Origin of the sequence: Streptosporangium sandarakinum, from assembly GCF_050942225.1 — a bacterium.
Classification (GTDB): Bacteria; Actinomycetota; Actinomycetes; order Streptosporangiales; family Streptosporangiaceae; genus Streptosporangium; species Streptosporangium nondiastaticum.
The window spans coordinates 214,133-236,403 of the sequence record NZ_CP192034.1; the positions used below are offsets into that span (position 1 = coordinate 214,133).

The following is a 22,271-nucleotide window of genomic DNA, read 5'->3' on the forward strand; positions in this document are numbered from 1 at the left end:
CGTCCAGGCCCCGTGGCCCCTCCGGACCTACCGGGCCCCGGAAGCCGCGCGGTCCACGGCATCCGCGGTGACCCCCGCACCCGAATCCTCTCCGGCATCCCCGGCAGCCCCTGGGGCAGGCGCAGACGCGTGGCCCTCCGGAGACGTGCCGGACGTGCGGGACGATGCCCTTCTCGGCGTTGTCGTATATCGGAGGGCCTCCGTAGGCGTTCGCGGGTGCCTGGTTCGACGCCACCGTGAGGACGCCCGCCGTCGTGGCGAGAGCCAGACTCGTGAGACGTCCGCGAGGGGAGGAAACCGGCATACGCCTTTTCTTCTTAGAAAATCCTCTATTTTCCATGACGTTCCAATTCTGGAGGGGTGTATCTCTCAGTGCCACAACGGGCGGCACTGTTCGGCAGATACCCAGAAAATAGGAGTAGGCCATATTGGAACGGTTCGGCGAGGGTAAACAAAGCTTCAGGCGGTCTGTCGGTAATCTGCATCGGTCCACCGTCCCGCTGCTCTTTTCCTGATTTTCCTGGAAAAGAGCAGGGATTTCTGTCGGTTGGTGTCCGGCGGTTGCGCTGATCCGATGACATCGCTGTAATTCCTGTTTATAACCCGCTGGTCACTGTTTTCGGGCATCACCCCGATTGTGGGGGAAGAATCGGATATTCCAGTTTTCATCGCGGTACGGCGGCGCTGAGATCCGCTCGGTGGATGTCTCCACCGAGTGGGTCCCCGGCCCGGCACGACCCTGCCCTCACCGGATACGCGGTACGGGCCTCGGGGCCTCACGGCCGTACGGCCCGGCACCGAGCGCGGACGCCCGCGGGCCCGGCACCGAGCGCGGACGGTCACAGGCCCGGGGCCGAGCGCGGACGCCCGCGGGCCCGGGGCCGGGCCGTACAACCGAGGAGGCGGTGCCGGGCCGTACGAGCGAGGAGGTGGGGCCGGGCCGTACGAGCGAGGAGGTGGGGCCGGGCCGTACGAGCGAGGAGGTGGGGCCGGGCGGCGGTGCCGCTCAGTCCGGCGGGGTCAGGTCGATGAACGGGATGCAGTTCTCCGGCCACCGGGGGTTTCCCGGCGTCCCCGGGGTGGGCTGCACGACACACGAGGTGTAGGCCAGGTTGCCGTTCGCGTTCCGCACCGTCAGGTGGATGTCGTTCCCCAGGCTCGCCATGGCGAGGCCGACCACACCGCCCGGATAGCCGGGCACGGACGAGAGGTCGAACCAGCGAGGGGTCGTCCGCGGGTCCCGGATCAGCAACGCCCCGTCGCTCCGGGGAGCGCCCACGAAGGCGATGCTGCCCTGGAACGCCATGGCGACGCTCGCGCTCAGTCCCTGGGGCCCGGTCCGGCCCGGCGGGCCGGGGACACCGGGCGGGCCCTGGGGTCCGGGTGGGCCCTGGAGGCTCGATTGCCCCGGGGGCCTGGGCGAGCCTGGAGGTCTGGGCGGGACGGGCTGCCCCTGCGATCCTCCCGATCTCATCGCCGCGCGCCGGCACCTGCCGTTCCTGAAGATGTATCCCTTCCTACCCCGGCAGATCTCCCTGGCGAAGGCCTCCCCGCCGGGGGACGGCCGTGCGGCGGCCTGGTCCGAGCCGTGGACCGCGGTCTCCGAAGCCTCCATCGAATCCTCGGCGGCCTCCGCCCGGTCCCCGGCGAGCTCGGTGAGGAAGTCCAGGGCGAGGTCCTGGGCACCCTCGGTCGTGACGACCGCCGTGTCCCCGGCCGTGCTTCCCGCGTCCCGGGCCATGACGGTTTCCAGGTCCCCGGCCGCGCTCTCCGCGCCTCCGGCCGTGAGGGTTCTCATGACCTGGGCCAACGCGGCTTCCGCGTCCCCGTCCGTGCCGGTTCCCGCGCCCCAGGCCGTCCAGGAGCCGTCGCCCGAGGCCGTACCGGTCCCCATGGTCCCGGCCGCTCCGTCGGCTCCGGTGAAGCGGGTCGACCCGGCCGCTCCGTCGGCGCCGGTGAAGCCGGTCGCCCCGGCGGACTCGGTGGCTTCGGCGTCCTCGGTGATGACGGTTCCCGTGCCGCGGACCGTCCGGTGAACCGCGGCGGTCCCGGCGTCCCCCGTCGTGACTCCGGTCGCGGCCTGTGCCGGCGTGTGGAGTGGGGTCGTCAGTTGGAGAACGGTCACCGTCGCCGCGACGGCCCAGGCCCGGGCATGACCGCCGTATCCGTTCTCGGGGCCGTATCTGCTGTTACTCGATATCATTTCATCCCATGTCGTTCGTGGCGTATCGGAAATCAGGTCCGTTCCGGGCCGCGAGAGCGGCACTGGTCAGGAGATACCCGACGGCAGGCACGACAGGGTGTTGATTCAGATGATGAACGTTAAACGCGTGTCACATCGGCAGGAAAAGCCGTCCGGCCTCCCCGCCGGTAACCGCTTAATGGGGAATCAAACGGCCTTTTCCCGCTGACATCGCTCTTGGGGGCGTTCGGCCATTGATCGCCGGTTTTCGGGATTTCCTCTTCCGCTCCCGCGACCCCGTCATGCCCGCGGAACAACTCGTACCGGATACGAAACCATGCCCGGTCCGGATCCTCCCGACGGCACGCAGAGGGCCGCGGACGCCGGTGCGGAGGCGGGGGCCGGAACGCGGAGACGGCGGATGCCGATGCGGAGACGCGGTCCGGACGCGGAGACGGTGAATGCAACAGATACGGCCCCCGAACCGTCCCTGGGACGTGGAGTTCACCGATTTCGTCGCCGCGCGGGCCGATGCGCTGTACCGGTACGGCTACGTGCTCACCGGCAACGCCGAGGACGCGGCGGACCTGACGCAGGAGGCGCTGATGCGTCTGGGCGACGCCTGGCCGAGGATCAGGAAACGCGACGACCCGGAAGGGTACGTCCGCACGACCATGGCCCGCCTGCACATCAGCGTCTGGCGGCGGCTGCGCAGGGAACGGCTGGTCGCGGCGGTCCCCGAGCGGGCCTACGACGACCGGGCGGGGGACGACACCGGCCTGTGGAACGAGCTGAAGGGACTGCCGCCCAGGCAGCGGGCCGTACTGGTCCTGCGGTACTACGAGGACCTCTCCGACAAGGAGATCGCCGAGATCCTCGGCGTCTCGCGCGGCACGGTGCGCAGCCAGGCGGCCCGTGCGCTGGACAAACTCAGGGTGCGGGTCACCGCTCTCGAAACGGGGCGAGTGTGATGAGGGACAGGGACGAAACCGATCTGGTCCGCGCGCTGCGCGGAGCGGCGGACGATGCGCCCGAGCCGGTCGGGGACCTGCCCACGGCGATCTCCGAGCGGCGCAGGCGCCGGAGCCGCCGGCGGGCGCGGTCGGTGCTCGCCGCGGCGGCCGTGCTGGTGGTGATCGGCGGCGGTACGGCGGTGGCCAGGGACGTCTTCCCCAGCGGGGGCGGGGAAGGCGTCTCGATCACCGGGGTGGCGGCCGATCCGTCCTTCCCCGCCGCGGACCCCTCCGAGGCGACAGGGGAGACGCCGGAGGTATCCGTGGACCCCGTCACCGAGGTCTGGCCCAAGGCGGTGTCCACCATCCCGGCCAAGACCGCGGACGGCTGGAAGTACCGGCCGATCACCGGGCTGAGCGCCACGGAGCTGCTGCTCACCGCCGAGTCGTCGTTCGAGAAGGCGGGCCGGCTGGAGGTCTACGACACCGCGGCGCGCAAGAGCACCGTGCTCGCGGAGATGCCCGCCCCGCCGGGCGTGAAGGGCTACTTCGCGCAGGACGTCGAGGTGGGGGCCGACTCCATCGCGTGGTGGGGGGAGACCCCCAACAACCGTGACGAGTGGGCCGACTTCTGGGTCGTCCCCCGGACCGGCGGCACGGCACGTCAGATCGGCGAGGTCACGGGCGCCCAGGCCCACGTGGAGCGGATCGGCGTCACCGCGGACTCCGTGTTCTGGTCGGTGCGGGCCGGAGGGGTCTACCGCATGCCGCTGGCCGGCGGGTCCCCGGAATACGTCACCGGTACGGACGGTCTGCACCTGCTGTCCTGGCCGTGGGCGTTCGACGTCGCCAACGGGCGGGAGGGCGAAGACCGGGACAGGAACCAGACCAAGCTGTTCAACCTGGAGACAGGGCAGACGGTAGCGGTGAACGCCCCGGACGGCGCCCGGGGGCTGCGTTGCGGTCCGGTCTGGTGCTTCGGCGCGAGCGGTGACGAAACCGTGGTGCAACGGACGGACGGTTCGGACCGCCGGCCCCTGCCGGGGCTGTCCGGCAGCGGGGGATACACCCCCCTCGCCGGCAGGTTCGGGTTCTTCGGTCTCTCCGGGCTCACGGGCCGTGACGCGGCGGGGGAGGAGATCGAGGACGTCCACGCGCCGCTGGCCGCGGTGTACGACCCGGTCACCGGTCGTACGGCGGGCGTCGGCAAGCGGAACCCGTCCGGCGGCGGGAGCATCGGCACCGGGATCTCCTCCTCGCCCACCTCGATCATCTACTGGGACGAGGACCGGCGTCAGGTGGAGGAGTGCAAGATGGAGGACTCGTCATCCGCCCCCGGCTCCGCGCCGTCGGGTGCTCCGCTCCCGACCGGGAAGACCAGGGTCTGCTCGACGACCGAGAAGGGCGGCGGCAAGGAGCTCACGGTCGTGAACCTTCTCGCCGTGCCTCCGGCGGAATAACGTTCTGCCCATGAGGATCTTCAGTAGTGTCATGGAGCTCAAGGCCGCCCGCGGTGAGCACCTGGGACACACCGAGTGGCGGCCGGTCACCCAGGAACGGGTCGACGGGTTCGCCGACGCGACCGACGACCACCAGTGGATTCACGTGGACCCCGAACGGGCCAAGGACGGCCCGTTCGGGACCACCATCGCCCACGGCTACCTCAGCCTGTCGCTGCTGCCGTCGTTCATGGCGGAGCTGGTGCGGGTGGACGGCCTGGCGATGGGGATCAACTACGGGCTCGACAAGGTCCGCTTCCCGGCGCCGGTCCCGGTCGGGGCGCGGATCCGGGCCGGAGCCGAGCTCCTCGACGTCAAGGGGACCCCGGCGGGCTACCTGGCGAAGGTCCGCGTGACCGTCGAGGTCGAGGGCGGGAAGAGACCCGCCTGCGTCGCGGAGACCCTCTCCCTCTACGTCCCCGCCGAGAGCGACTGAGCCCCGGCGCCTCCGTCCGGTCCTGGTGTCCCCGGGAACCGGTGATCGAGTCGGGCCCTGGCGATTTCGGGAGCCGCCGGCCCGGACGGGCCTCGGCGTCCGCGAGGTCGCGGCGGTCCCGCCGGGTTCCGGCCCGGGACCTCTCACGCCTCCGGTGGGAGTCCCCGGGCCAGGATCGCCGCCTGGACGCGGCTGCGCAGCCCCAGCTTGCCCAGCAGCCGGCTGACGTGGGTCTTCGTGGTCGCCTCCGCCATGTCCAGCTCGGCGGAGATCTCGGCGTTCGACAGGCCCCGCCCGATGCACGTCAGCACCTGGCGCTCGCGCGGGGTCAGGCTCCCCAGGTCGTACGGCTCGCGCTCCGGCACGGCCGTGGCGAAGGCCGAGATCAGCCGCCGGGTGACCGCGGGCGAGATGAGCCCGTCACCCCGGGCCACCACCCGCACCGCGTCCACCAGCGCGTCGGCGTCGGTGTTCTTCAGCAGGAAGCCCGCGGCCCCGGCGCGCAGCGCCCCGAAGACGTACTCGTCGATGTCGAACGTGGTCAGGATCAGCACGTCGGCGACCCCGCTCAGCTCGCGCGTCGCCGAGACGCCGTCCAGCTTCGGCATCCGGACGTCCATCAGCACCACGTCCGGCCGCAGCTCGCGTGCCATCGCGACGGCCCGCTCGCCGTCCGCGGCCTGCCCGACCACCTCGATGTCGCCGTGACCGTCGAGGATCAGGACGATCCCCGCGCGGACCGCCGCGTGGTCGTCGGCGACCAGGACACGGATGGTCATGCGAACTCCTCGGTGCCGCGGGCGACGGCGATCATGCGGGTGCGGGTGTTTCCAGCGCGGGTCCGGATCCGGGTTCGGGTTCGGGTGCTTCTGGCGGGTGGACGGACCCGGTCGCCGGGCGGCGCGCTCACGCGAGCCCTTCGGTGGGCAGCAGGGCGCGGACCCGCCAGCCGTCGCCGTACGGCCCGGCATCGAGCTCGCCGCCGACGAGAGCGACCCGTTCCCGCATGCCGATGATCCCCGCGCCCGCGCTCATGACCACGTCCGTGCCCGTGTCCGCGCCGGAATGCCGGTGGTCGGCATCGCCGAGAGGGTTGTCCACGGTCAGCGTGACCGCGCCCGGCCGGTAGTCGACCACCACGTCGGCGGCCTTCCCGCCGTGCTTCAGCACGTTGGTGAGCGACTCCTGGATGATCCGGTACCCGGCGAGGTCCACCGGCGCGGGCAGCTCACGGGCCTCGCCGTCCACCTGGAACCGTACCTCCAGGCCCGCCTCCCGGGCCCGCTCGGCCAGCTCACCGGCCTCGGCCACCCGGCGCCGGACGGCCTCGGCCTCCTCGTCGTCCCGTCGGAGCAGACCGATCATGGTGCGCATCTCGGTCATGCCCTGGAGGCTGTTCTCCCGGATGGACCCCAGCACCGCCCGCACGGTGTCCCCGTCCAGGTCGGCGCGGGAGAGCACGGCGGTGGACTGGATGGCGATCGCGCTGAAGTGGTTGGCGATCATGTCGTGCAGCTCCCTGGCCATCCTCGCCCGCTCGGCCTGCACGGCCGCCGCCCGGTCCAGCTCGGCGAGCCGCGCCACCTGCTCGGCCCTGGCCCGCTCGGCCGCCGCCTGGTCCTCCAGCTGCCTGATGATCATTCCGGTGATGACGGGGGTGGTCCCGACGAGGGCGCACTGGACCAGGATCACCGCGGCCATCCCCACCTCGCGCATGAGGATCCCGGCCGTCACTCCCGCGACGACGGCGAAGATCGAGGTGATGCCGAGCATCCACCTGCCCAGGACGCGGGGGCCGTACCTGACGGCCGCGTAGAAGTTGTCGGTGACCACGATGACGGTGCCCATGGAGAACCCCATGGCGAAGTCACCGGCGAAGGCCACCACCCCGAGGCCGAGTGCGAGCAGAGGCCTGCTCCGCCGTACCGCGACCCCCAGGCACGTGATCGCCAGCGGGACGGCGAACAGCGGGGCGGGCGCCCAGCGATGCTGGTAGATGCCGACGGCGAGCAGGGCGACGCCGCCGAGGAACGATGCCACGGCCCACAGCACGTCCTCCCGTTTCATGCCCCCATCTCACCATCCCGGCAGCGCACCGGACATACGCGTACGGGGCGGCTTGGCCGTACATACAAGGATGTACGGTGGTTCGTCACCAGCGACGATGTCCCGCGGGCGGGGAGCGGCGATGCTGGGAGCATGATTCTGGCCGTCATCATCGGATGCGAGATCGGGTTCTGGGTCCTCCTCGTGCTGGGGCTCGTCACGCGTTACCTGTGGCGCATGCGGCGGCTCAGCACGGCCCTGCTGGTCGCGGTCCCGCTGCTCGACGTGGTCCTGCTGGCCGCCTCCGTCATCGACATGCGCGGCGGCGCCACCGCCGACTGGCGCCACGGCCTGGCCGCCGCCTACCTCGCCTACTCGATCGTCTTCGGCCACCGGACCGTGAAGTGGGCCGACGCCAGGTTCGCCCACCGCTTCGCCGGAGGCCCCGAACCGTGGAAGCCGTCCGCGGGAGGGATGGCCCGGGCCCGCTACGAGTGGATCATGTGGTTCAAAATCGTCCTCGCGTACGGCATCGCCTGCGGCCTGCTGTTCGGCCTCGCCTGGATCGTCGGAGACCCCGCGCGGACCGCCGCCCTGACCGGCTTCATGCTCGACCTGTCCAAGATCCCGCTGATCGCCCTGATCTGGCCGGTGAGCTACACCCTCTTCCCGAAGAAGGTGAAGGAGGACCGGCGGGAGTCGGGCGTACCAGTGAAGCCGCGGGGGTGAACGGGGACCGGCCGGGAGGCGGAAGGGACCGGTGAGGGCGGCTCACGGGGTGGGCTGGGGACGCTCGGGAGGTGCTTCGAAGACGCTTCGGGGGAGAGCGGACAACTGGTTCGAGGTACTCCTCGGAACCCGCTATAGTTACTTACGCAGCGAGCGGCCGTAGCTCAATGGATAGAGCATCTGACTACGGATCAGAAGGTTAGGGGTTCGAGTCCTCTCGGCCGCGCAACGCGAAGAAGGCCCTGGAACAGGCGATATGCCATCCAGGGCCTTCTTGCTTTTGATGTTCAACCGGTCTCTTCCCCGTCATTGGGAGCCACCCTGGGAGCCACCGGCTTCCGCCGCCCCAGCAGGGCCCCCGATATCGCCGCCGTCGCCGCCCGCTTGTCGCCCTCCACCAGGTGCCCGTAGACGTCCTTCGTGATGGCGATGCTCGCATGCCCGAGGACCTCGGAAACAACGTGCAGAGGGGTTCCCTGGGCGAGCATGAGAGAGGCGCCCGAGTGCCGCAGCTCGTGCGGGTGCCAGTGCCCGAGGCCGGCCTTCCGCGCCAGGTTGGAGAACAGGTGCGAGAACGTGTCCGGATCCGAGGGATTGCCGAAGACGGTCGGGAAGATCAGCCCGTGCTCGGTCCACTCCTGCCCGGCCTGGAGCCGCTCGGCGTTGTGCGCGGCCCGGTGCCGCCGGAGCGCATCGACCAGCTCCGGAGTCAGGCAGAGCGTACGGCGTGACCTCCTCGTCTTCAGCTCCGAGATCACGAGCTTGGTCTTCCGCTCGGCCCCCGGAGCGCGGTTCTTGACGCGCTTGACGGCGTGCGTCACCCGCAGGGTTCCGGCTTCCGGATCGAAGCCGTCCCACATCAGCCCGAGCGCCTCACCGCGACGCAGCCCGAAGACGAGCGAGAGCAGGACCAGCGTTCCCATCCGGTGCCCGTTCACCTGGTCGAGGAGCTTGTGCGCCTGGTCGATCGTGAGCGTCCGCCCCTCGTTGGTGCGGACCCGGGGCGGCATGGACAGCGCCGCGACGTTGCGCGCGACCAGTCCTTCACGCTCGGCCTGTCCGAACGCCTTGCGCAGCACGGCCCGCATGATGCGGACGCTGTTGGCGCTGTACGTCTCTCGCTTGGCCTGCCAGAGCGCGTCGACCTGGGCGACGGTCAATGCGGTGAGTTTGTACCGACCAAGTGCCGGCTTGAGGTGGAGCCGTACCGTGTCCTCATAGTCGTCCAAGGTCGAGTCCGCGATGTGGCCGGGCAGGGTGGACAGCCACCGGTCGAGGAACGCCCCCACGGTGAGCTTGTCGTCGGGGACGGGGAGGCCCTTGGCGATGCCCTCACGGATCTTCCGGACCTTGTCGACGACCTCGGCCCGGGTCTTGCCCGAGACCTTCTTGCGGATGCGCTTGCCATCCGGCCCGTACCCGAGGGAGATCGCACCGCGCCAGCGGTCGCCGTCCTTGTAGATGGAGTCCTCGTTCTGACCGCGCCTCTTCCCGCCGCTCATGCCGCGTTCTCCTCTTCCAGGCAGGTGACGAACTCGATGAGCGCGGTCCGGGGGATTCGGCGGAGACCGCCGACGCGGACCGAGCGGAGAGCGCCCGACCTCATGAGCGCGTAGACCTTCGTCCGGCCGATGCCGAGCGACTCCGCCACCTTCTCGGGCCGGAGAAGCAGGGGATCGAGATCACTGGTCATGCAGCCTCCTTTGTTGCCGAAAAGTCGGGGACGGGTCGGCCGGCGGCTTCCGCTTGCCGGGCGAGGAGGGTCGCTCGCCAGCGTTGGCGTTCGGCGACCATGCGCAGCAGCCGCAGGGCGAGCGAGGGGGTGTCGGTGTCGCCGGCCGGGACAGGTTTCCAGACGTAGCGATGCGGGTCGGTGGCCTCTTCGGTCAGGCCGAGGGCTTCCAAGGCCCAGGTGCGCCGGTCGCGCTTGTGTTCGGCCAGGGTCTTGTTGGACCACTTGCGGGAGACCAGGACCCGGCGTCCGGCGTAGCCGAGGTGTTCGGGCTTGTGCGCCTTGCCCCGGCAGCGACCCGGGGTCATGTCCGGCTTGGCGCCCTTGGGCTGCACGCCGTACCGGAGCCAGTTCGGGCAGGACGGCGAGCAGGGTTCGTAGCGCAGCGCCTCCACCAGGCGGGCGGCGTGGTCCCGGCGGGCCGGGTCATCGGTGTCGAGGGTGTCGCCGAGGGACTTGGTGAGGTACTTGCTCAGGTAGCGGATGCACTGGTCGGCGTCCGGGGTCCCGGCGAGCACGCCCTGGACGTCGGTCTGGTCGCCGAAGCGGATCACGTGCAGCGGTTCGGCGTCGTCGTCCTGGTCGAGCCGGTCGAGCGCTTCATCCCAGGTGGGCAGCATCTCCCCCGTATCAGGGTCGAGGTAGTCGCCGGCCTGGCCGTCCGGATAGATACCCTCGTCGGGCAGCTCCGCCCGCGGAGTCCACACCGGCAGGTGCTCGCCCTCGAAGCGGACTTCATCGGCCGCCGGCCACCACACCTGGTGATACGTCGCGGCGGCGATGGCCTTGACCTCCGCCCGAGGCAGGGTGCCACGGATCGCCATGTGCAGATGCGGCGCGAGGCGCTTCTGAGGTTCGACGGTGGCGAAGTACTGCACGTCATAGCCGGCCACCCGGCGCAGGTTCTGCACGAACCGATCGACGAGCTTGGAGAAGTGCAGCGCGTCCCGCGCGGCCCGCCGGTAGTCGTAGCCCGCGGGATCGACCGGCACACCCTGGCCGGACCGGATGCGACCGTAGGACGGCAGGGTCAGGGTGAGGAACAGCGACGGCCGGAACACCTTCCCGTCCGCCCCGGTGAAGGCCCGGCCGAGAGTGGTGTTGCGCATGGCCCGCCGGGGCAGGTCCGGGGCGTCCTGGCGGCGACGGGTGGAACGGGACCGCTTGGGAGCCGTCCGCCCGCCGAGGACCGTGCCCCGCATCCCGGCTTGGTTGATCTCGGCATCGATGGCCTGGATCGCCGCGTCCCAGTCGGCGACATCCTCGGACATGCCGTCGCGTTCGGCCTCATCCCGCTTGGCCTGGACGTCGGCCCGGAACTCGATCAGCCACCGCTGGTCTTCGGTGGCGGGGTCCGGGTCGGTGACGGGTTCGGCCTCCAGGTGCCAGCCCTCCCGGCACTGGGCCATACGGAGGTAGCGGTTGCGCTTGGCGCACGGCGGGCACTTGGCCTCCTGGGTGGCGCCGCACGGGATGTCGAAGGTCTCTTCCCGGCCGGTGACGATGTCCTGGCGTCGCATCTCGATCGGGCGGATGCACACGCCGTTGAGCTTGGCCACCTCGATCGCCACGTCCAGGGCCAGCGGCATCCGGGCACGGACGGTACGGGCCGGCCGGGGATAGGAAGCGTCTACCAGGGCCGGGGATGGTGCGGGTGTGGGGGCGTCGGTCACATGGCCTCCTTCCGGTCGATCAGGTCGGCACACAGCCGGTAGGCGTCGCTGTAGGGGTCTTTGCGCAGGTGGGCGGAGTCGAGATCGATGATCAGGACCACCTCGCCTAGGTCGGAGCCGCCCGTGGTCGAGAGCCGTCGGAACGGCAGGGCATCGAGTTCGGTGGAGGTGCCGTGAAGGATGATCTTCATCAGGCTGCGTCCCCCATCTCGAACAGGGCGGCCATGTCACGGATGTCGTCGTCGGAGACGTAGGCGGCGCGGACCCGGATCGGGTCGGGGGAGGCTTCCAGCCGTACGTACGCCACCCCGGCGCCCTGCTCCGGCACGGGTGAGATGTGGTCGGCCAGCGCGCCCCGATCACGGGCACCGTCGCCGAGGACCATGTCCACCTGTTCGGACTCGTCGAGCCTGAGCGCGATCTTGTCGGGGAACAGGTTGCGGATGGTGAGCACGTCCTTGCGCGGGTCCTGGAGTGCGGCCAGGACGCCGAAGCCGACCGCCCGGCCCTGCGTGGTGAGAGTGGCCAGGGCGGCGGAGATGCGCTGCTTCAAGGCCCGGTCGGACTGATAGGCGGTCAGGAACGCCACCTCGTCCACGACCACCAGGACGAACGGGTCCTCCACTGTCGGAACATGGTCCCGCTGGACGCCGGCGAACCTCGCGGCCCGCTTCTGCATGCGCTCCACGGCCTCGTCGAGCAGGTCGGCGCAGTCGGCCGGGTCCGCGGCGTAGCGGTTGAAGATGGACCGGCCGAAGGACAGCTCCATGAGCTTGGGGTCCAGTGCCCACAGCTCTGCGACGCCGGTCCATACGGCGGGGATCAGGCCGCGGATGACCGACCACAGGATGGAGCCCTTGCCCGCTCCGGTGGCACCGGCCGCCAGAACGTGCGTGCCGTGGACCTTCAGCCGCCACGGGTACCCGTCCTCGCGGATGCCGACCTCGACCGGCCCGACCGACGCCGTCTCCGGTAACGGGATCGCCGGAAGCGGGGGCGCCAGCGGGTCACGGCGGGGAAAGGTCAGCAGCAGGCGGCCCGCGCGAGCGATGGAGACCCGGCACGAGGCGGCGCCGAACCCGTGCGCCAGGTTCTCGATGCGATCGGCCCAGTCCTTGACGGCCTGTCCGGTGAGCATCTTGACCGTGACCTCGTCGGCCCAGGAGGTGCAACGCACCCCGACCAGGTGCGGCACGTAGTCCCGGCCACCGGCGTGCCGGGCCAGGCCGGAGATCGTCATCACCGCGTGCCAGTGCCGCCGGTAGACCCAGACCAGCCGCCAGAAGGCCAGTAATCGCCAGCCGATCCAGGCGTTGAATGTGTCCCGGTCGAGCAGCGCCCACGGCACCATCAACGAGACGGGGATCCAGACGGCCAGCAGAGCGAAGCGCCAGCCGTACAGCCAGCCGAGGACGGCCGGAACGGTGAGCATGACCGTGGCGATCGGATGCCGACAGACCATGCGGACCAAGCTGGCGAGCAGGCGCCAGATGAAGACGGCGATGGTGATGGCCGCCGGGGTCCGCACGACGGCCGGGCGGAACACCACGGCGGTGTCGGGAGTGGTCGTGACCAGGCCGGAGACCTGGTCACCGGGCAGTTTCTTGAACATTAGACTTCGGTCCTCTCTTGGAATCGCATCTGGGGAGACAAGGGGCCGTCGGAAGTTGCCGCTTCCGACGGCCCCGCTTGCGTGTCAGGCCGCCATCTCCTTGCCGGCCGACGGCTGCTTGGCCGGACCGGCGGAGCGAGGCGCCCGCATGGACGTGGCCCGGATGGAGTAGGCCAGCCGTCCCGTGGCCTGGCTGACGTACGGCGTGACGGTCATGCCGTCGAACTCGACCGGCGTGATCGGCAGGCCGGGCACCGGGGGCGGCGGCACCGGCTGGACCGGCGCGAGGATCTTGACCGCCACCGTCTTCTGGCTGACCTTGACGGCCGGGTCGGCGTCCATGACCGCGACCTGCCAGACGAGTTCGCCGGTGGTCTTGTCCTTGGCGTAGACGGTCCGTCCGTTGGTCGAGGCGTCGAAGTCCTTGACCTGCTCCACCTCGCCGACGATGTAGCAGCCGTGCGGAAAGACCTGGTCGAAGCTGACGGGGATAGGGCCTTGCAGAGCCATAGCAGTTCTCCTGTCGTACAGTCGATAACTTGTATTGTCATGTTTGAAGATAACCCTGTAACGCGCACTCGACAAGACAAGTTTCCGTGCTTCTATGTGATGCGCGTCACATCACAGGGTGTAGGCGTCCTCCAGCTCGTGCAGCGTCCCGGGAAGCGCCGTCTCGATCACCAGCACCGGCCGGCCCGAGGAGTCGAAGATGCGCGACAGCACCGACAGCATCGCCGCCGTCTTGTTCACCTTGAGGGCCTGGGTCTCCTCCAGCAGCGGATGACGTGCCGCCAGACGCTCGATGACGTGGTCGAGCTTGATGCCCTTGACCGCCTGCACGTGCTGACGAACTCCCACGCTCAACGGTTCGGGACGACCGAGATCCGTGCCCTCCGCCAGCTCGATCGGACACCAGAAGGTCACCAGCTCGCATGGCCGCCCGGCGTTCGACAGCAGCAGGCGGCGCATCATCACCGGGGCGCCTTCCGGGAGCGCCAGCAGCGTCGCCACGTTCGCCGGGGCGGGGTGGCCACCCGCCTGGAGGACTTCCGCGTTCTCGCCGGCTTCGACGCGATCCAGGACCGCGCGGCCCGGACGGGCGGAGTCCTCCTCAACGACCGGAGGAGCCGACTTCACGAACGAGCCCTTGCCGTGCTCACGATCGATGACCCCGCGAAGCTGCAACACCTGAAGCGCTCGCACCACGGTGGGACGGGACACGGCGAACTCGCGGACCAGTTGCGTCTCCGACGGCAGTTGCGACCCCGGAGGGTAGGTGCCATCAGCGATCCTCCGTCGGATCGCCTGCACGATCTGGGCGTACTTCGGAGGTGCGTACTCGTCATCAGACACGGACATAACGACAACCCAACTACTCGACTTGTCGTCAGCATAGAGAGTCGCCGAGAGCTTGCCTAGCCGCTCGCCCCTTCACACAGGTGAGTGTGGCGGCGCGGAGATCCGACCCCCCTCCGTCTTTCGGCCGGACCGACCGCACCGCCACACCCGTCTACCGAGCGCGTCCGGACAGCACCCCCGTCCAGACCGCCCGCGCCTCACCGATCGGCCACAACCGCGTCTGATGCACCCGATGGCCCTGGTCGTGCTGCACCGTCCGCCGGATGAACCCCTGACCGGCCCCCGCGCACAGCTCGTAGACCACCGCCAGGCACGCGCAGGTCCAGGCCGTCACCCGCACCCGCTCCAGCACCGGGTACGGCTCCAGCCACTCCAGCGGCACATGATCACGCTGAACCATGGAGACATGCGGGCTGAACCCGGCGCAGTCATCGCGGAGTGGCATCGCCGGCCTGCCCGAGCGTCTGGGGAAGTGGGCGCTGCCGTACGAGTTCGGCGTAACGGAACGCCACCCGGCGCGCGGCCCGGTCCGGTTCCATCGCCGAGTGCCAGGCGTAGACGGCCCGGCGTCGCCGCTCATCCCAGCCACCCGTCTGCCACCAGAACCGCACGCCGTCCGACCAGACCACCAGACCGGCCCAGACCGACACCACGGCCAGCCCGTAGCCGTCGATCACATCGGCGGGGATGCCCAACCGGTGAAGCGCACCGCGCAGCCCCTCCCCGGCTTCCACCGGGGAGAACACCTCATCCCGTACGGCTTCCGCGGAACCGATCGCACTGTTCATGACCGCTCCTGCTCCACCGCGAAGGTTCCGATCCCCTGACAGGCCGAGCAGGCGTCTCGCACGCGCGGCATGGAGGCGACCGGACCACCGGGGCCGGCGATCAGAGCCCGCCGGAAGCTGACGTACTTCCAGCCCCGGCCCTCGCAGGACAAGCACGGTTCAGTCATGAAGCGAGATTCGCCGAACACCACGTCGCGTCTCGACACCGCGCGTGTATCGCCTGTGATCATGACGTCTTGCTTTGTCTCGTCTTTGTCTCGTCTCGACTCGTCTCGATCGCTAATCTGGGCGTGCGAGGGGCCTCCGCCTACCGAAGGGCATGGAGCATGGCTGATCGACAGGTCCTGTTGAAAACGCTCTTGCACCAACGTCACTGGCAGACCTACAGCACGTTCTGTAAGGAGTACGACAAGGCCGCCCGATCGGTGGACCCGGCGCTGGAAGGCAAGAGGCCGAGCCGGGCGCAGCTCCATCGCTGGCTCTCCGGCGAGCTCAAGGGCCTGCCCTACTCCGATCACTGCCGCGTGCTGGAAGCCATGTTCCCCGGCCGGACGGCCCAGGAGTTGTTCTCCCTCTCCCCGAACGGAACCGGTACGGCGACGCCAGTAGTGCCGGCCCAGCCGCCCAACGGCACGGCACAGGTAGCGGTCAACCCGATGTCGCAGATGGCCGACGTGACGGCGGTGTTCAGCAGTCGGTCGGCGTTCGCCGCCGCGTTCCCTCCGACCGCACTGTTCGACGACGCCCAGGAGATCCACGCCGCTGGCCTGTCGCTCAACATGCTGTGCCAGAACTACCCCGACCACCAGCTCAAACGGCTCCTGGAGAACGGCACGCGCATCCGCTGCCTCTTTCTCGACCCCGAGGGCAGCGCCATCCGCGCCCGGGAGCAGGAGGAGAACCATCCCGCCGGGACGCTCACCACCCTCACGGCACTGAACATCAGCGTCCTGTCCCGGTTGAAGGCCGGCCTTGCCGCGGAGCCGGCCGAGCGCCTGGAGGTGCACCTCTACGACGAGACGATCCGCTTCAACATCCTCATCGTGGACGGAAGGACTTGCGTGGTTCAGCCCTACCTGCCCCAGGCCCGCGGCGTGGACTCCCCCACGTTCGTGATGAACGACAACACCGCGGCCAACGGCCTGTTCCCCGTGTTCGAGCAGGTCTTCACGTCGATGTGGGAGCGGAGCCGCCCCGTATGAACCTCCCCGTCACGTCGCTTCTGGAGATCGCCGAGGAGGCCGTCACCCTCGCCGGCCGGATCGTGCGGACCACGCTGCCCGGAGCCGTTACAGCCAAGGGAGACCGCGACATGGCCACCGAGGTGGACTATGCCGTCGAGCAGGCCGTCCGTGACTTCCTCGACCGCGAGACCCCCGAGATCGGATTCCTAGGGGAGGAGGAAGGCGCGACTCGGGGTGCCGACGCCGCGCTCACCTGGGCGCTCGACCCTCTGGACGGCACCGCCAACTTCCTGCACGGCATTCCGCTGTGCGGCGTGTCCCTGGGGCTGATCCACCGTGACGTCCCCGTGGTCGGCGTGATCGACCTGCCGTTCCTCGGTTCCCGCTACACCGCTGCCGAAGGCCACGGCACACGGGCCAATGGGACTTCCGTCTGTGTCTCGCGGGCCGCCGACCTGGAATCGGCGATCGTCGCCATCGGGGACTACGCCGTCGGCACCGACGCTGCCGAAAAGAATCGCCCCCGGCTGGCCCTCACCCACGAACTCGCCGCCCGCGTCCAACGGGTCCGCATGTTCGGATCAGCGGCCATCGATCTAGCTTGGGTCGCCGAAGGCAAGATCGACGCCAGCGCCATGTTCAGCAACAACCCCTGGGACACTGCCGCAGGCGTCCTCATCGCCCGCGAAGCCGGGGCCATGGTGGTGGACCTCGACGGCAGCCACCACACGATGAACTCCCATGGCACCATCGCGGCCGGCCCCAAGATCCTGGGCGAGTTGGTCACGCTCATCGCAGACGCACGGCAGACCGCCGAGCGGACCGGATGACTTGCCGAATTGTTCTTATAGGAATCAAGCGGCGGCGCGCCGCGCCGCCGTACCCGGCCCTCTGCCGCCCGCCGTCCGGGCGTGCGGCGTGGGCGCCGGTCCCGGCCGGCGGCGCCCCGGGCCGTAGCCGCACCGCGTACCCGCCGCACCCAACGAGACTCGCCGCCACCAGCGACGCACCGCCGCATAAAATCATTCGGCCAAGCTATGGGCCGGCACATGGCCAGAGCGGCACTGATCGATGATCAGAGGGCGTCCCCGTATTCATCGACGTCGAGTTCCGCCCGAATGGTCTGCAAGAAGTCGAGGACACGGCGGTCAAGGTGCCAGCCCAGTGGCCGGGGTCGAGTTGTTCGCTCTTCCTCGGAGTTCTTGTCATCGTCACCGAAGAAGCGAACCACTTGTAGGACGGCAGTGTGTCCGGGCTCATGCCGGTCCAGTTCGTCGGCGAGTGCTCCGATCGCTGGGGCGTGTGGCTCCAATCGGTCGACCAAAGCTGTGATCATGTCGTCAACGGGCAGGCTCAATCTGGGAACGTTGATCTGCCAGATGTGCATCGCTGGACGAGGGGGCTCAAGCCTCTTACCGGCTCGAATCGTGACCTCATCCGCCTCAAGTCCCAGTCGCGTGGCCATCTCCTCTGCAGACATGCGTTCGCTCTTGAGAGCGAAGTACACGTACTGATCCACTTCCGTGGGGCGACTCTAAACAGCCGAGAACCTCTGACTTGCCTAAACGACCTGGGAAGATCAAGCGTCTGGCTGCTATGCCTTCGTGGTGGCACCGCCCTTATACCGCCCTGGCGATCGCCTGGCGATGGCTGATCTCCGTAAGAGGCTGGGGGCGATCGACGGTCCGGGGCTTCGTTCCTCAGCCCCGGCCCACCGGCAGCGCAAAGGTCATCGTCGTAAGTAGTGCTGCAAGAGAGGTACACGACAGCTCAGCCCTCACCTATACGGCACTAGTTACGTTTGTATGCGATCTCTGCCATTTCACCAAAATGATCATCATAACGGGCCTAAGATCCGCCTTAGATGCAGCCCACCATGGGGGCCGAGGTCACAAAGATCGGATTGTGTGAACGTGTCAAAGAAAACCATTAAGCGAAATGTCTTAGAAGAAGGAGATCGTTACGCTGCCAGTCGAGAACGGTTTGTTCAGAGTATTCCATGGATTGTCTCGGGGATGCTCTTTCTGATCATTTTGATCAGGATTTTGATCATCGCGCGTCTCGATATGCAAACTGCGCTAGCAGTTATTCAACAAATTGGTCCGATCGAACTAGCTCCAGGGATGCTTATTTCATTGCTCCCAACTCTTGGGGCTACGGTGTCCATTATAGGGGCGCGAATTGTCCATATCAATGACGTAAACAATCTTTCGCGACGAGAAATTGTCACCAACTGGTCTTTTTACTGCATTATAGTTATTGTTTTTTCTTTCATTCAAATTTGGGTCGTGACATTGCTGCAGATAATTATGCCCGTAGTCATGATCATGGTGTACAAGATCATAGACAGAAATTCAGCTCGTCCTAAAAAAGCTAGCAAATTTAATGTGTTGCATTGGGCGAAAAAAAATAACGGTCGAGGACGGAGCGAAGATTCCAGAGAGACGAAGTACCCCGACCCCGAGGATTCAATCCTTCATGGCTACGTTATTGAACTAGAAGAGGTCGACGGAAAAATAAAAAACGCCACAGTGGGGCCTGTGAATCTAGACGAACTGGGAGCCTTGCGAAAGGAACGAGAGAGAATAGTTAATAACTACATTGAGCGGATGGATGCAATTTCGCGCCCATGGAAGTCATCAGTGGATACCGCAATTATGGGGTTGATAGCATACTTCATTCTTAGCAATTTAACCGTATTCTTGCGGGATGCCCCTTGGATGCCTTCAGAAAAAGTGGAGATTAGCAAAATCGGCGTAGTCGCTGGCTATGTAATAAAAAGCGATGAAAGTTGGACTACCATTCTAACGCTCGGAAGATCTATCCGAACTGTGAAGACGGACGATGTTGTAAGGCGCGAGATATGCAGAGACCCCAATAGCCAGGGTCGCGCAAGCGGAATGCATACAATATTTGGAACCAAAATGAATAGCCCTAACTATCCTCCCTGTGCTCCACCTAAGAGGCAGACGCCGCCAGCAAAGAAGAAATAGAAGAAAAAATTAGGCATCAATACGTATCGTACACGAGTGTCAAGGGGTTGAGAAAATGAAGGTGCGGACGCCTAAATGGGATCGTGCGGCATACACTCGTAGTCCTTACATGTATATAATTAAAGAACAAAACCTAGCTGTAGCAAAGTCCTCAATAGAATGTTGGTCGGGAACATACGACGAGTTGCAGATGATCACACGCACCTTAACGGAGTGCATCAGTGGCGAGGGGGTTTCCGTAGCACGTCTATGGATATCCTGGAATGATGGCAGGCGAGAATCATTCAAGGACATTAATTTATTATTCGAAAGGCTATCAAACAGTGCTGTGCAGCATATTTTCTCTATCCGCGTGGAGGTCACGTCTAAGAAGGGTGCCATATCCGGTGTTCTAGTTGCTCGTCGAGAAATGCCAGGAATGACATTAGCTATAACCGGAAAAGATAATGCACGGGTACTTGGAGTTAATGAACTTGTGTTCAGAGAGATGATGGTGGGATATGTCGATCGACTAGGTCGCCTAAGAGCACCATTTTTGATGCTTATGTCCATCGCTCCAATGTTTCTTCTGTCTGTATTTACCCGTGATGCCGATAAGGGTTCATGGGCAAGTATCGTTATCTTTGCAGCGACCGCAGTATGCTCGTTGAGCATTTTTGTTCTCGGATATCGCTTTATTATCGTATCGAATCCGCTGGTTTTATCTCACGAACTCCCACCAAGAAATGATCGACTATTAATATCATGGATATCTGAAACCTATAGAAAACCGGCCATAAAGGCTATTGCAGGAGTACTAGGTGTGATTCTGGTTGGTATTGTCACCAACAAAATATCTGACTTCATAAACTGGCCTTGAAGTGAATGCGCTTCCATGTTCAATTGATTCGGCAAAGACAGATGTGGCGCGCAGTTCCCTGTGGTCGGGGCGCCCTAGATCCGGTTTTCGGTTCTCATAAACGAAAAGGAAGCGGTCATCCGTGCAGGGTCAGGGTGACCGCCGGGCCATTGAGGGTGGACAACGGTGGTCAGTCACGGTCGCTTGCGGGGAGCTCGCCGCCCAGTTCAGGCCCTGTGCTGTTCAAGATCAGATCGATTTGCGAGTATAGGATTAGGGGTCCGGACCCTCTAAGGTTCACCAAGCGGAATCCTGCGCCGATTAAGCATTGCCGGCATTCCCGCATCGGCCCTTTGCGCATGCCGCGTTTGGATCAGAATCTTGTCGAACGTCTCGGTCGGTGCGGCGCACGTAAAACTGGCCAGCAGATCAGCGAGTCAGAAAGGTAGCAGACGCATGGCTAGGACGGTTCCGTCTTCGTGTACTGATACGGGACCTCCCCATTTCTGATCCCACATCTGCTCAGGCCATGTTCCGCGTCTGTCGTATATTTCATGTCTATACTGCTCAACTCTTCCTGGGTTCGGCTTCCCATTCTTATCTCTCGGGGAGAGGAGAGAAAAAAGATCCTCTGCGACTCCAGAGAACGCCTCTACGCGCTTGCCGTTCATCTTGAATACGTGGTCCGTACCGATGAACGAGATATCGAGGAGTTCGTGAGCCGCGTCCTGGACACTGCCTGTCGCCGGGTGTGCGAAGCCGGTGGTGTAGCGCTGACTTCCCTGGCGCGTAGTCAAGTAGCGAGCGGTGGTGTCGCCATCGCCAGCGAAGGCTGCCACCCCAGCTGTCGCTGTCCGCGCCAAAACATGATGAAACCATGCGTAGTGCCGAGGCTGGACATGAAATCCGGGTTCGGGATCCGGGGTTTCATCACCTTCGGAGGGAGGTTGTATTCCTGGCATGATGTTCTTGTTCTCCGCGGCACTATCCAGGTTCCGTAGGGGATGCTCAGGGAAGGCATTCAGCCAGCCGCTCTTTCCAGGGGCATGGAGGCAGTGGACCGTAACTGGGCCCTCCATCGACAATTCCGTACTGAAGATGAGACAGGGGGTCTGGCCCCACTTTCCGATATGCATGGCCTCCACATGGGCCGAGCATGCTGCGAGTTGCCTGTAGGAAGAACTGGGTCCGCGGCCGTGATTTCCCTTGGTCGCCATCGGGATGACCCATGACGGCTCACCCGGCTTCCAGACTTCGGCGAAGAAGTCAGGCTGGTACTGATAGCCAGACGATCCTCTTTGCCACCCCGCCCGTATGACGATGTCTGCGCTGACAATCGATACAAAGCGATCCGGATAACGCTGTCTAAGAACATGTCTGGCCAATGCTAGGGCAAAGCCCTGACCTAGTTCTCTTGATTGGAGCTGCTTATAGTACCGCGCTATTCCCTTACCTTCATCTGACAACTGCATATACGCATGGGGAATCGGATCTAGTGCCTGACTGTATTTGAGGCTTCCCCAGTGTTCCGCTAAGCCGCGGCCAGCGCCTTGGCGAGACAATGAGAGAGCCTGGGATAGATCGTGCAGTGCATGCCATGGAGACAATTCCAGTGAACCGCCGACCTCCGAACTTGATAGGAAAGTTAAACCGCTCTTCCGACGAATCGGTTGCTCGCCCTTATTTTTTCGCTCGTTGTCTTCCTTTGTCGCCGCCTTTTCTACACTGCTGACCAACATCGGATTCGAATGAACCGCTACGTTTGACGGCCGAACTAACTCCTGTAGTACGTCCTCTGCAGATTTCCTCGCTGGCCTCAACTCGCCCCTCCTATGCGTACGACTGGTACACATCAACATGAGCTTGCCATCAGAGGGCGTAAGATTCTCTATCCGAGCAGAGACTGTTCTTTAACCTTGGCCTCGATGAGTTAGGGCATCGGAGGGCTAGTCCTCACGATCATTAAGCTCGGATGGGGGATCCACCTGTGTAGGAAGTGGGACATTACGGGTACTGTCGGCCTGAACCTGAATCCCTGAGGTTCTCACACTGGCCGGGATCAAGGAAGAACGCGATCTCCTTCGTGTCCAGCATCTGTCTGTGGGGATAGGAAGTCTTCGATCTGCGGGATATACGTGGGATGATTTTGTGTCGCTAGACCCGCTCTTCGTGTGACAGCGCTGATAGCAAGGGTTACCTCGACGTGGAACACGGCCCTCTTGAAAACCGCTAGGGCTGGTGACGGCG

General features: G+C 65.7%; 23 protein-coding genes and 1 tRNA gene. 9 read left to right on the forward strand and 15 right to left on the reverse strand.

Annotated elements, in window-relative coordinates; translation table 11 throughout:
- Nucleotides 1-1,006 precede the first annotated feature (1,006 nt).
- Complete coding sequence (locus ACQP10_RS01065) at nucleotides 1,007-2,203, reverse strand: hypothetical protein (protein ID WP_433540702.1); 1,197 nt, start codon at nucleotides 2,201-2,203, stop codon at nucleotides 1,007-1,009.
- A 440-nt stretch (nucleotides 2,204-2,643) separates the two neighbouring features.
- Between ACQP10_RS01065 and ACQP10_RS01070 the strand changes: the two genes are divergently transcribed.
- Genes ACQP10_RS01070 through ACQP10_RS01080 form a run of 3 tightly spaced genes read left to right on the forward strand, consistent with a single transcriptional unit; the run spans nucleotide 2,644 to nucleotide 5,070 of the window.
- On the forward strand, nucleotides 2,644-3,153 hold the full coding sequence (locus ACQP10_RS01070; protein ID WP_179821151.1) for a SigE family RNA polymerase sigma factor: 510 nt from the start codon (nucleotides 2,644-2,646) through the stop codon (nucleotides 3,151-3,153).
- The gene (locus ACQP10_RS01075) at nucleotides 3,153-4,595 is read left to right on the forward strand and encodes a hypothetical protein (RefSeq protein ID WP_399498764.1); all 1,443 of its coding nucleotides are present in this window, start codon (nucleotides 3,153-3,155) and stop codon (nucleotides 4,593-4,595) included. The genes ACQP10_RS01070 and ACQP10_RS01075 overlap by 1 nt, the downstream gene beginning before the upstream one ends.
- Nucleotides 4,596-4,605: 10 nt before the next feature.
- On the forward strand, nucleotides 4,606-5,070 hold the full coding sequence (locus tag ACQP10_RS01080) for a MaoC family dehydratase (RefSeq protein WP_179821146.1): 465 nt from the start codon (nucleotides 4,606-4,608) through the stop codon (nucleotides 5,068-5,070).
- A gap of 143 nt (nucleotides 5,071-5,213) precedes the next feature.
- Here the strand turns inward: ACQP10_RS01080 and ACQP10_RS01085 are convergent, their stop codons facing one another.
- Together ACQP10_RS01085 and ACQP10_RS01090 are read right to left on the reverse strand one after the other, a co-directional pair.
- The gene (locus ACQP10_RS01085; protein WP_179821143.1) at nucleotides 5,214-5,849 is read right to left on the reverse strand and encodes a response regulator; all 636 of its coding nucleotides are present in this window, start codon (nucleotides 5,847-5,849) and stop codon (nucleotides 5,214-5,216) included.
- A 127-nt stretch (nucleotides 5,850-5,976) separates the two neighbouring features.
- Nucleotides 5,977-7,137: a sensor histidine kinase gene (locus ACQP10_RS01090; RefSeq protein ID WP_346018139.1), complete on the reverse strand. Its 1,161-nt coding sequence runs from the start codon at nucleotides 7,135-7,137 to the stop codon at nucleotides 5,977-5,979.
- A 132-nt stretch (nucleotides 7,138-7,269) separates the two neighbouring features.
- On the opposite strand from ACQP10_RS01090, the gene ACQP10_RS01095 reads away from it, so the two are divergent.
- Together ACQP10_RS01095 and ACQP10_RS01100 are read left to right on the forward strand one after the other, a co-directional pair.
- A complete protein-coding gene (locus ACQP10_RS01095; protein WP_346018138.1) occupies nucleotides 7,270-7,845 on the forward strand; it encodes a hypothetical protein in 576 nt (191 codons plus the stop codon).
- A gap of 153 nt (nucleotides 7,846-7,998) precedes the next feature.
- A tRNA-Arg gene (locus ACQP10_RS01100) sits at nucleotides 7,999-8,071 on the forward strand.
- Nucleotides 8,072-8,132: 61 nt separating this feature from the next.
- Here the strand turns inward: ACQP10_RS01100 and ACQP10_RS01105 are convergent.
- From ACQP10_RS01105 to ACQP10_RS01150, 10 genes are all read right to left on the reverse strand, one after another.
- Nucleotides 8,133-9,347: a tyrosine-type recombinase/integrase gene (locus ACQP10_RS01105; RefSeq protein ID WP_433540703.1), complete on the reverse strand. Its 1,215-nt coding sequence runs from the start codon at nucleotides 9,345-9,347 to the stop codon at nucleotides 8,133-8,135.
- On the reverse strand, nucleotides 9,344-9,538 hold the full coding sequence (locus tag ACQP10_RS01110; protein ID WP_433540704.1) for a helix-turn-helix domain-containing protein: 195 nt from the start codon (nucleotides 9,536-9,538) through the stop codon (nucleotides 9,344-9,346). Before ACQP10_RS01110 ends, ACQP10_RS01105 begins: the two co-directional genes overlap by 4 nt.
- A complete protein-coding gene (locus tag ACQP10_RS01115) occupies nucleotides 9,535-11,166 on the reverse strand; it encodes a replication initiator (protein WP_433540705.1) in 1,632 nt (543 codons plus the stop codon). The genes ACQP10_RS01110 and ACQP10_RS01115 overlap by 4 nt, the downstream gene beginning before the upstream one ends.
- Before the next feature lie 80 nt (nucleotides 11,167-11,246).
- Complete coding sequence (locus ACQP10_RS01120) at nucleotides 11,247-11,441, reverse strand: hypothetical protein (protein ID WP_433540706.1); 195 nt, start codon at nucleotides 11,439-11,441, stop codon at nucleotides 11,247-11,249.
- Complete coding sequence (locus ACQP10_RS01125; protein WP_433540707.1) at nucleotides 11,441-12,862, reverse strand: FtsK/SpoIIIE domain-containing protein; 1,422 nt, start codon at nucleotides 12,860-12,862, stop codon at nucleotides 11,441-11,443. Before ACQP10_RS01125 ends, ACQP10_RS01120 begins: the two co-directional genes overlap by 1 nt.
- Nucleotides 12,863-12,946: 84 nt before the next feature.
- On the reverse strand, nucleotides 12,947-13,372 hold the full coding sequence (locus ACQP10_RS01130) for a plasmid replication, integration and excision activator (RefSeq protein WP_433540708.1): 426 nt from the start codon (nucleotides 13,370-13,372) through the stop codon (nucleotides 12,947-12,949).
- Nucleotides 13,373-13,483: 111 nt separating this feature from the next.
- Entirely contained in the window at nucleotides 13,484-14,221 is a 738-nt protein-coding gene (locus ACQP10_RS01135) for a GntR family transcriptional regulator (protein ID WP_433540709.1), read from the reverse strand.
- Nucleotides 14,222-14,372: 151 nt separating this feature from the next.
- Nucleotides 14,373-14,621, reverse strand: a complete 249-nt coding sequence (locus ACQP10_RS01140) for a hypothetical protein (protein WP_433540710.1) — start codon at nucleotides 14,619-14,621, stop codon at nucleotides 14,373-14,375.
- Nucleotides 14,622-14,649: 28 nt separating this feature from the next.
- Nucleotides 14,650-15,009: a hypothetical protein gene (locus tag ACQP10_RS01145; RefSeq protein ID WP_433540711.1), complete on the reverse strand. Its 360-nt coding sequence runs from the start codon at nucleotides 15,007-15,009 to the stop codon at nucleotides 14,650-14,652.
- Nucleotides 15,006-15,176: a hypothetical protein gene (locus tag ACQP10_RS01150; protein WP_433540712.1), complete on the reverse strand. Its 171-nt coding sequence runs from the start codon at nucleotides 15,174-15,176 to the stop codon at nucleotides 15,006-15,008. Before ACQP10_RS01150 ends, ACQP10_RS01145 begins: the two co-directional genes overlap by 4 nt.
- A gap of 159 nt (nucleotides 15,177-15,335) precedes the next feature.
- Between ACQP10_RS01150 and ACQP10_RS01155 the strand changes: the two genes are divergently transcribed.
- On the forward strand, nucleotides 15,336-16,211 hold the full coding sequence (locus tag ACQP10_RS01155; protein WP_433540713.1) for a DUF5919 domain-containing protein: 876 nt from the start codon (nucleotides 15,336-15,338) through the stop codon (nucleotides 16,209-16,211).
- The gene (locus tag ACQP10_RS01160) at nucleotides 16,208-17,023 is read left to right on the forward strand and encodes an inositol monophosphatase family protein (RefSeq protein ID WP_433540714.1); all 816 of its coding nucleotides are present in this window, start codon (nucleotides 16,208-16,210) and stop codon (nucleotides 17,021-17,023) included. The genes ACQP10_RS01155 and ACQP10_RS01160 overlap by 4 nt, the downstream gene beginning before the upstream one ends.
- A gap of 245 nt (nucleotides 17,024-17,268) precedes the next feature.
- On the opposite strand, the gene ACQP10_RS01165 is transcribed toward ACQP10_RS01160, so the two are convergent.
- Entirely contained in the window at nucleotides 17,269-17,712 is a 444-nt protein-coding gene (locus ACQP10_RS01165; RefSeq protein ID WP_433540715.1) for a DUF4279 domain-containing protein, read from the reverse strand.
- Between the two features lie 394 nt (nucleotides 17,713-18,106).
- Here ACQP10_RS01165 and ACQP10_RS01170 point away from each other — a divergent pair, with 394 nt between their 5' ends.
- Nucleotides 18,107-19,186 (forward strand): hypothetical protein, encoded by a 1,080-nt coding sequence (locus tag ACQP10_RS01170; protein ID WP_433540716.1) that lies wholly within the window; start codon nucleotides 18,107-18,109, stop codon nucleotides 19,184-19,186.
- 190 nt (nucleotides 19,187-19,376) lie between these two features.
- Nucleotides 19,377-20,045, forward strand: a complete 669-nt coding sequence (locus ACQP10_RS01175) for a hypothetical protein (RefSeq protein WP_433540717.1) — start codon at nucleotides 19,377-19,379, stop codon at nucleotides 20,043-20,045.
- A gap of 416 nt (nucleotides 20,046-20,461) precedes the next feature.
- Here the strand turns inward: ACQP10_RS01175 and ACQP10_RS01180 are convergent, their stop codons facing one another.
- Nucleotides 20,462-21,496 carry a hypothetical protein gene (locus tag ACQP10_RS01180; protein WP_433540718.1) on the reverse strand — a complete coding sequence of 345 codons (1,035 nt, stop codon included), beginning with the start codon at nucleotides 21,494-21,496 and terminating at the stop codon, nucleotides 20,462-20,464.
- Between the last annotated feature and the right edge of the window lie 775 nt (nucleotides 21,497-22,271).